Raw genomic sequence first — 575 nt, forward strand, 5'->3', positions numbered from 1 at the left:
GGCGAGAAGGTGCAGGAATTGACCAAGCAGGCGTCCCCGTCGTCGCTCGTGGCGGCGGCGGAACTCATCGCAGCCAACGCATCGCAGGATCTGGCCGGCGCGCTGGACAATGAGCGTCGTCTCGGTGCCGTGATGGTGCGTGAGCCGGACTTTGCGGAAGGGGTGCGGGCGGTGCTCGTCGATAAGGATCAGGCCCCCAAGTTCGCCCCCGAGGCGGACCCCTCCAAATATCGGGACGTGCTGCGCTAAAGTAAATGGCGGTGTGGGGCTGAAGTTGCCCCCGAATCCCACACGCTGAAGGAGCAACGTTGACCGAAACCACAAACCCCCGCGACGACTGGAACCATAAGCTCACCCTCGCCCAGGAGATGCTGCCGCTGATCAGTCGCCTGCACCGCGAACACAACGCGGTCACCTCGGTTTACGGTCGCCTGCTGGTGGGTGTGACTGACATCGAGATCATCAAGGCACACCGCTACGCGCGTCGTATCGATGAAAAGGAGCTCCCGCTCGACGAGACACTCCCGATCCTGCGCGAGCTGGTGGAGATGGATCTCGGCACCGCTTCGATCGAC

The 575-nt window shown here is 63.1% G+C and carries 1 protein-coding gene and 1 pseudogene; both read left to right on the forward strand.

The features are described 5' to 3' along the window. Nucleotides 1-249: enoyl-CoA hydratase/isomerase family protein (locus HMPREF2656_RS05805; RefSeq protein ID WP_141761029.1), on the forward strand; the 249-nt coding region annotated here is incomplete at its 5' end. 119 nt (nt 250-368) lie between these two features. Then, a pseudogene (locus tag HMPREF2656_RS05810) lies at nt 369-575 on the forward strand (glyceraldehyde-3-phosphate dehydrogenase); the annotation flags it as partial.

It is taken from the genome of Corynebacterium sp. HMSC034B08, from assembly GCF_001835805.1.
GTDB classification, from domain to species: domain Bacteria; phylum Actinomycetota; class Actinomycetes; order Mycobacteriales; family Mycobacteriaceae; genus Corynebacterium; species Corynebacterium coyleae.